This is a genomic window from Oleiphilus sp. HI0080 (assembly GCF_001635135.1).
This window is the reverse complement of sequence record NZ_LWFU01000001.1, coordinates 1-8,191: the sequence shown is the minus strand read 5'-3', so window position 1 is coordinate 8,191 and position 8,191 is coordinate 1. Positions and strand designations below refer to the sequence as shown.

Annotated in this window: 8 protein-coding genes; 1 reads left to right on the top strand and 7 read right to left on the bottom strand. The window is 48.9% G+C overall.

Annotated elements, in window-relative coordinates; genetic code table 11:
- The 7 genes from A3751_RS00040 to guaB all read right to left on the bottom strand — a co-directional run.
- Positions 1 to 704 (bottom strand): alpha/beta fold hydrolase (locus tag A3751_RS00040; protein ID WP_068450741.1); only part of this gene is annotated, 704 nt, incomplete at its 3' end.
- Positions 704 to 2,020, bottom strand: coding sequence for a hypothetical protein (locus A3751_RS00035; RefSeq protein ID WP_068450734.1), 1,317 nt, complete (start codon positions 2,018 to 2,020; stop codon positions 704 to 706). The genes A3751_RS00040 and A3751_RS00035, both read right to left, overlap by 1 nt.
- 37 nt (positions 2,021 to 2,057) lie before the next feature.
- Complete coding sequence (locus tag A3751_RS00030) at positions 2,058 to 2,492, bottom strand: HIT domain-containing protein (RefSeq protein WP_068450731.1); 435 nt, start codon at positions 2,490 to 2,492, stop codon at positions 2,058 to 2,060.
- Positions 2,493 to 2,494: 2 nt separating this feature from the next.
- Positions 2,495 to 3,484, bottom strand: coding sequence for a UDP-glucose 4-epimerase GalE (galE, locus tag A3751_RS00025; protein WP_068450720.1), 990 nt, complete (start codon positions 3,482 to 3,484; stop codon positions 2,495 to 2,497).
- 124 nt (positions 3,485 to 3,608) lie between these two features.
- The gene (tadA, locus tag A3751_RS00020; protein WP_068450717.1) at positions 3,609 to 4,100 is read right to left on the bottom strand and encodes a tRNA adenosine(34) deaminase TadA; all 492 of its coding nucleotides are present in this window, start codon (positions 4,098 to 4,100) and stop codon (positions 3,609 to 3,611) included.
- Positions 4,101 to 4,136: 36 nt separating this feature from the next.
- Positions 4,137 to 5,732 carry a glutamine-hydrolyzing GMP synthase gene (gene guaA, locus A3751_RS00015; protein ID WP_068450712.1) on the bottom strand — a complete coding sequence of 532 codons (1,596 nt, stop codon included), beginning with the start codon at positions 5,730 to 5,732 and terminating at the stop codon, positions 4,137 to 4,139.
- 91 nt (positions 5,733 to 5,823) lie between these two features.
- Positions 5,824 to 7,293, bottom strand: coding sequence for an IMP dehydrogenase (gene guaB, locus A3751_RS00010; protein ID WP_068450709.1), 1,470 nt, complete (start codon positions 7,291 to 7,293; stop codon positions 5,824 to 5,826).
- A 123-nt stretch (positions 7,294 to 7,416) separates the two neighbouring features.
- Between guaB and xseA the strand changes: the two genes are divergently transcribed.
- Positions 7,417 to 8,191 (top strand): exodeoxyribonuclease VII large subunit (gene xseA / locus A3751_RS00005; protein ID WP_068450701.1); only part of this gene is annotated, 775 nt, incomplete at its 3' end.

Below are 8,191 nucleotides of genomic sequence, written 5' to 3'. Positions count from 1 at the left end.
CATATCGCAGAGGTATAGCTGGCAAAAATAGCGCTCTCAATGCGCGGCGGGCATTTTAACTCAAAACCTCCTTTCTCCGAGGCGCGCATTCCATGCCTGATGTAGGAATGTAGGCAGTCGTCATCCCAGCCTTTAAACGTGCCTCGTTGATAGAAGTATCGCCACATAGCGTCTTCATCGTGCCAGTATGTTCCGCGCACTTTCGCTTGTTTGACCATCGGTAGATACTTTGACAAGCCAAGAAACTGCATCCCGTTTGCGGCAAGGGTGAACGCCCGCGATCCGATGATCGGATCGAGCATAATGATACGATCAAACAGCATGGAATCAGCAGCAGCCATTAGAAGCGTATTTACTCCGCCAAAGCTGTGCCCTAGGCCAACGCGAGGAACATCATTCCACATGCTAGAGTAATGTTGCCAAACCTCTGAAAAGTAATGCGCGCTGTCGTCCCAGTTAGTAAAACGCTCGCCTGCATCGCTATCGCCATGGCCTTGAGCATTGCTCAGGAATAGATCGAAGTGTTTGGACAAGGGCCCTAAAAACTTCTCATACACCAAACCATTAAACCCGTTCCCATGTAAAAAATGGATCACAGGTTTTCCGGAGGGCGGTGTGTAGTGGCCACGAAGCTTAAAACCGCCAGAAACCTCGTACTGCCAGGGTTCCAGGCCAGCTATAAACCTCGATATTTCTTCTCTCACTAAGCACTCCAGTTCATTAATATGGTGTTGTACTGCTCAAGCAGATCAGCCGGAAGCTCAGCTCCATGCTCGATCAACGCACCTAATGGCAAATCCTCGTAGAACAAATCTCTGCAGGCATGAACAAACTTAAGGGTGGTAAACGCATCAAACCAATCGTCAAACGCAGCCAGTGCTCTTTGTCCGTGCAATGCTTGTTTGCTGCAATGCAACAGAAACCGATCAAAGCGCAATGAATCAAGCACGTCAGGTAATACGTGATCTTGGCTCACCGAGGACTCAAGCCTTGCCAAAAACCTCTCTGGGGAAATTTCAGCGGCGCTATTATTAAGCACAAACCGCAATCTTCCAAGCGCTTTGAAGCTTTTGGGGTGATAATAACGATAGTCTTGCAGTGCTTGTTGATGCTGACCAATCTTAATCAGGGCCGGTCCGGTGCCAAAAGGCACCCGCTCGCTATCTCTGCCTGCGATCGACAGTTCCGGCTCATCCAAACTCACCACACCATTATGTTTCGCGAGTTTGTTTAAAAGATAAAAGTCTTCGCCTGCCGGGCGCTTCGGTACGCCTCGCACTTTGCAATAATCATCTAGGTTGATCAGCATCGTCGAGCCCAATGCGTGGTAGGCGTAAGGCGAGCCTGCCCCACTGAGCTGAGCAACATAATAGCGAAGCTTAAAGTCATACAAAGCGCTTTCAAGCTCGAGACCTTTGCTTGCCTTGTGCGTGAACGGATATACCATGGCACTTGGCGATCTAGCGCTCGCCCCAATACACAAGCCGTCTCGTACCGCAGAGAAATATCGATCAGGTAACGCGACATCCGCATCGCAAAAGTGTAACCAGCCAATATCGAGATTCGTTTGAGCAACTGCGATGGCGATATCTGCTCCAATTTTTCGCGCTAAACCCACTCCGTGTTTCGGGTCAATGGTATTTCCCTCAGAGCAGCGATCAACAATAAGAACCTGGTGGTTTTGGCTTACTTGGGCAAGATACAGGCGTGACGAGATTTCTTTTGCTTGAAGCGACTTCGTGAAGTGCTCAAGCGTTTTTTGGGTGCGTAATCTGGCTTTGGTTTTATCGACCACCGGATGCGGCGCATTCAATACCCAAATAGAAAGCAGGTTCTGATGCGCTGGCATCTCAAGGAACGATGAGAGCACGTCAATGCGCTCATCATAGGCGGGTAGAACAAATAACTCTTTTACTCCCTGCCCTATCTGCGACAAGGCAGAATCACTCCGCCATAGTTCTTGAGCCTCTGGTTCGGCATAGCGCTCTAGGTAATGCTGACGAACAGAAAGCGTTGACACGCGCGCCCTAGCCTCTTCTCGACATCGTATATCAGACTCAGGAAAACTGCTTTGCTAAACTGTCAACGAGGCCGCTTCGCAATGCCTCAAGCCTGGTCACCTCATAGGGCGTCGCTGCAAATTTTCCCCAAACAGGCGCAGGCCATGCATGATCTATCTTAAAACGAACAACATGGTGAATGTGCAGTTGTGCAACCACATTGCCAAGCGCGGCAATATTCAATTTGTCGCCATCAAAGCGTTCCATCAGATGCGTTGACAGCACATTACTCTCTTTGTCCAGTTGCGCTCGCTGCGCGTCATCCAAATGGTATAACTCAGTCACTTGGTCGCCAGAGGGTTTCACAACTCTCGGAATCAAAATACACCAAGGATAATGCGCATCATTCATCAGAACAACACGGCAAAGCGGCCAGTCGAACAAGAATACTGTGTCGCTCTCTAACCTAGAATCCAGAACAAAACCAGACATACTTATGCACCATCGCGCCTGGTTTGCCAAACAGCTTCCCAATCTAGCGCCGATTGCACAATCACGCCAAGATCATCATTGTCCGGTGCCCAGCCAAGCGTTTGTTTTATTTTCGTATTGTCGGCCATTAATGCATCTGGATCGCCCGCGCGCCTTTCTGTCTCTTCTACCGAGAAATCAACACCGGATTTTTCTTTCACAACGTCGATCACTTCTTTCACCGTAAAACCACGACCATAGCCACAGTTCATGATTTGCGAGTCACCACCTTTTGCCATGTAATCTAGCGCCATAACATGCGCCTTTGCTAAATCATCGACATGGATATAATCGCGAATACATGTGCCATCACGAGTTTCATAGTCGGTGCCAAATACTTTCATCCCGGTGCGGGCGCCGGTAACACACTCACAGGCAACTTTAATTAAGTGCGTTGCTTCGGGGGTTGCTTGGCCAATTCGGCTTTGAAGATCTGCACCGGCAACATTAAAGTAGCGCAAAATGACATGTTTAAGACCTGTTGCAAATGACAGATCACGGATCATCTGCTCGCTCATCATCTTCGACGCACCATAGGGGTTAATCGGTGCTAAAGGCATATCTTCTGTCAACACCTTCTCATCCGGCATGCCATATACTGCCGCCGTCGATGAAAATACCATGTATGGCGTCTGATGTTTTTGAATAACGCTTAACAGGTTTAGGGTATTGCGCGTGTTGTTGCCATAGTATTTAAGCGGATTCTCAACCGACTCAGGGACGACAATATTTGCAGCGAAGTGCAACACCGCCTCAAAAGTGTGTTCGGTAAATAGCGCATCAAGCTTGTCAAAGTCGCCGACATCACCAACCACTAACTCTCCGCAAGTCACCGCCCATTCGTAGCCAGTAGAGAGATTGTCGTATACAACAATATCGTGCCCAGCTTCTCCTAACTGCTTAACAACGTGACTTCCTATGTAGCCAGCACCGCCCGTTACCAATACTTTCATAATGCTCTCTTTCTCCGCGTTTCCGTTCAAGAAAATAATCTTAACCGATTCATTTGATTATCACATTTTATGCGCAATTATTTATGACCGCTTATTTGTTGTATTGATGAAGCGATCTAAGCCATCAAGGCGTCTTGCTGTTTAACTTGAGGGCCTTCTTTTTCTTGCGGCGAAGGTCAAAAAATGAGGAGATCAAGCCACTACAAGATTCTGCAAGCACATCGGAGGTGACTTCAACGCGCGTATTCATTGCAGCGTGCTCCAGCAAACGGTTCTGGCTGAGAACAGCACCAGCTTTGGGTTCTCGCGCACCAAACACCAAACGCCGAATACGAGAATGCACAATGGCGCCACAACACATCGTGCAAGGCTCTATAGTGACATATAAGGTCGCCTCAGGAAGCCGGTAATTACCCACTCTCTGGCAAGCCTCTCGGATAGCCAATACTTCGGCATGCGCCGTTGGATCACAGCTACCAATCGGCGCATTACAACCTTCTCCTACAATCTCGCCGTCCAGCACAACGACAGCACCAACAGGAACCTCCTGATGCTCGGCAGCACGCTCCGCTAAACGAAGCGCCTGTTGCATGAAGTACTCGTCGCTATGCTGCATTAGGTCGAGGTGCCGCTTGGCGAAACGCCGTTAGACCTACTCCCACTCAATCGTGGCTGGAGGTTTCGAAGAAATGTCATAAGTAACTCGAGAGATGCCAGAAATCTCATTAATGATACGGTTCGACACCAGCTCAAGAAAATCATATGGCAAATGCGCCCAACGCGCAGTCATAAAATCAATTGTCTCAACTGCGCGCAGAGATACCACGTACTCATATCGTCTTGCATCACCGACTACGCCAACGGACTTCACCGGTAGAAATACCGCGAATGCCTGACTCGTTTTATGGTACAGATCATGACGATGCAGCTCTTCAATAAAAATATGATCGGCGCGACGCAACAGATCCGCATATTCTTTCTTTATTTCACCTAAGATACGAACACCGAGCCCCGGACCTGGGAACGGATGGCGATACACCATGTCATAAGGCAGACCAAGCTCAAGGCCTATCTTACGAACCTCGTCCTTAAATAACTCGCGCAATGGTTCAACGAGCTTAAGCTTCATGTCCTCGGGCAAACCACCGACATTGTGGTGTGATTTTATGACGTGCGCCTTGCCGGTCTTGGAAGCCGCAGACTCGATAACATCGGGATAAATTGTGCCTTGAGCCAACCACTTCACATTCTCAATTTTGGATGACTCTTCATCAAACACCTCGATAAAGGTATTACCAATAATTTTACGCTTCTCTTCAGGGTCTGATGCACCCTTTAGTTTGCCTAAGAACAGGTCTTCAGCATCAGCACGGATAACTTTAACGCCCATGTTGTCAGCGAACATTTTCATTACCTGATCGCCTTCGTTATGGCGCAACAAGCCATTATCAACGAACACGCAGGTGAGTTGATCACCAATCGCTTTATGAAGTAGCGCCGCAACAACCGATGAATCAACGCCGCCCGACAAGCCTAACAATACGTGATCTGAACCAACCTGCTCTTTTACCGTAGCGACCGCATCGGCAACAATTTTGCTTGGCGTCCATAAAGCGTCGCAGCCAGCAATATCGAGCACAAAATGCTCAAGAATACGCTTACCCTGCAGGGTGTGAGTGACTTCAGGGTGGAACTGAACGCCATAGAAATGCTTGTCTACATTGCACATACCGGCAATCGGGCAAGATGGGGTCAGTGCCATTAATTCGAAACCATCGGGCATTGCAACAACCTTGTCACCATGACTCATCCAGACATCAAGCAATGCGTTGCCGTTCTCCCCAAAGTGATCTCGAATGTCCTTAAAAAGCGGATTTTCATTCGTAACTTCGATTTGCGCGTAACCAAACTCTTGCACATCAGAGCCTTCAACTTTTCCGCCTAGCTGCTCTGCCATGGTCTGCATACCGTAGCAAATACCTAGAACCGGCACACCAAGATCAAAAACCGCTTGCGGCGCTCGCGGAGTATTTTCACCCGTCACCGATTCTGGACCACCAGCGAGAATAATGGCCTTAGGGGCATAATCGCGGATTTCGCCATCTTCCATATCAAAGGCACGAATCTCACAGAACACTCCGATCTCACGAATTCGACGCGCGATTAGCTGTGTGTATTGAGAGCCAAAATCTAGAATGAGTACGCGGTGTGCGTGAATGTTCTGGTTTGCAGTTTCAGACGTGGTCATACCGATATTTACCTTAAAAAAATAATCGGGAGACGAATGCTCCCGATTATTGTGATCAACAAGTCGAACGAATCATGAATAACAGCAAGAATTAACCTACTCGATAGTTAGGCGCTTCCTTGGTGATCGTCACATCATGCACGTGACTCTCTTTCATACCTGCCGCTGTAATGCGGGTAAACTCAGGCTTAGTGCGCATTTCTTCAATATTTTGGCTTCCAGTGTAGCCCATGCTAGAGCGCAAACCGCCCATCAACTGATGAATAATGGCACTCATTGGCCCCTTGCAGGCGACACGACCTTCAATACCTTCGGGCACCAACTTATCAACACCAGATTTAGCATCTTGGAAGTAGCGATCACTTGAACCTTGGGCTTGCCCCATAGCACCAAGCGAGCCCATTCCGCGATACGCTTTATAGCTACGGCCTTGATACAGCTCCACTTCTCCCGGTGCTTCGTCAGTACCCGCTAACAAGCTACCAATCATGATGGTATGCGCGCCAGCGACAATCGCCTTAGATACATCACCAGAAAAGCGAATACCACCATCAGCAATAATAGGGATATCGAACGGCTTCAAAGCCTCGGCTACGTTTGCAATAGCAGAGATTTGTGGCACACCGACACCTGCAACAATACGCGTGGTACAAATAGAACCGGGGCCAATACCGACTTTAACCGCATCTGCTCCAGCTTCGGCAAGCGCGACAGCCGCTTCTGCTGTCGCAATGTTGCCGCCAATCACTTCTACTTGAGGATAGTTGTCTTTTACCCAACGAACTCGATCAAGCACGCCTTTCGAATGCCCGTGCGCAGTATCAACCACAATGACATCAACACCCGCTTTGACCAGCGCCGCTACGCGCTCTTCCGTGCCTTCACCCGTGCCAACCGCAGCACCTACTCGGAGCTGTCCAAATTCATCTTTACACGCGTTTGGATAATCTTGAGACTTTTGCATGTCCTTAACGGTCACCAAGCCAGTCAGCTCAAAATCATCATTAACGACAAGGACCTTCTCGATGCGATTTTTGTGCAGGATATCTTTAATGGCTTCTGTGGTTTCACCTTCTTTGACGGTAACGAGCCGTTCTCTAGGTGTCATGATCGCCGACACAGGCGTATCGAGACGGCTTTCAAAGCGGATATCTCGTCCCGTCACGATACCAACGAGATCTTTACCATCCACAACAGGGAGACCAGAAATCTTATGAGCACTGGTCAATTCCAGTACATCTCGAACAGTCGTCGTTGGTGTCACCGTTATCGGGTCTTTAACAACACCACTCTCAAACTTTTTAACCGCCCGAACAGTCGCCGCCTGTTCTTGGGCCGTCATGTTTTTATGCACAATGCCGATACCGCCTTCTTGCGCCATTGCTATTGCAAGGTTCGCTTCAGTCACGGTGTCCATTGCTGCCGATATAAGGGGAACGTTCAGGTTTATTTTGCGCGTCAAACGCGTGCTCAGGGCTACCTGATTGGGGAGAACTTCAGAATACCCAGGAATGAGTAATACGTCGTCAAAGGTCAATGCATCTTGCGCTATTCGCAACATCGGAGAATTCCTTAGCCATGCCGAGAAAAGCGGTTTATTATAGTTTGCTGTTTACCTTGCTGTAAATCACTAATTTGCATAGAATTTTCATGACCGATCGGTCAACAATCCACATGGCGTCTCATGTCTTATTTTTCTGAAAACACACCGCAGCCTGCTCGCAAACCGTCAGCACTCACTGTTTCTGAACTAAATCGCCAGGTAAAGCGCATGCTCGAGGTAAGCTATGCGCAAGTGTGGGTGGTTGGCGAACTTTCGGGACTTGCCAAACCCTCCTCTGGACACTGGTATTTTTCCTTAAAAGATTCCAAAGCACAGATTCGCTGCGCAATGTTTCGCGGCTTTAACCAGAGGTTGCGCTATCAGCCCAAAGAAGGCGACAAAGTCATTGTTCGAGGAAAACTAAGCCTCTACGAAGGAAGGGGCGACTATCAGTTAATCGCTGAGGGAATGGAGCCCGCTGGAATCGGCGAGCTGCAAGCCGCTTTTGAGGCATTAAAACTGAAACTCTCTGCCGAAGGCCTCTTCGACCAGCGCCATAAAAAACCAGTCCCTACGATGCCACGATCAGTCTGCATAATCACATCTCCGACTGGAGCAGTAATTCACGACATTTTGCACGTTAGCCGCCGTCGATTCCCTGCAATGGAAATCAATCTAATCCCCGTAGCCGTGCAAGGCGAAGGTGCGGCACAACAGATCGCGCACGCTATCCGACTGGCAAATCGTCACAAGCCGGCTGATCTAATTATTGTTGGACGCGGAGGAGGCTCATTAGAAGACCTCTGGGCATTTAATGAAGAACTGGTGGCTCGGGCAATTCATCAAAGCGACCTGCCCATAATCAGCGCGGTTGGCCACGAAGTTGATTTTTCTATTGCAGACATGGTGGCTGACC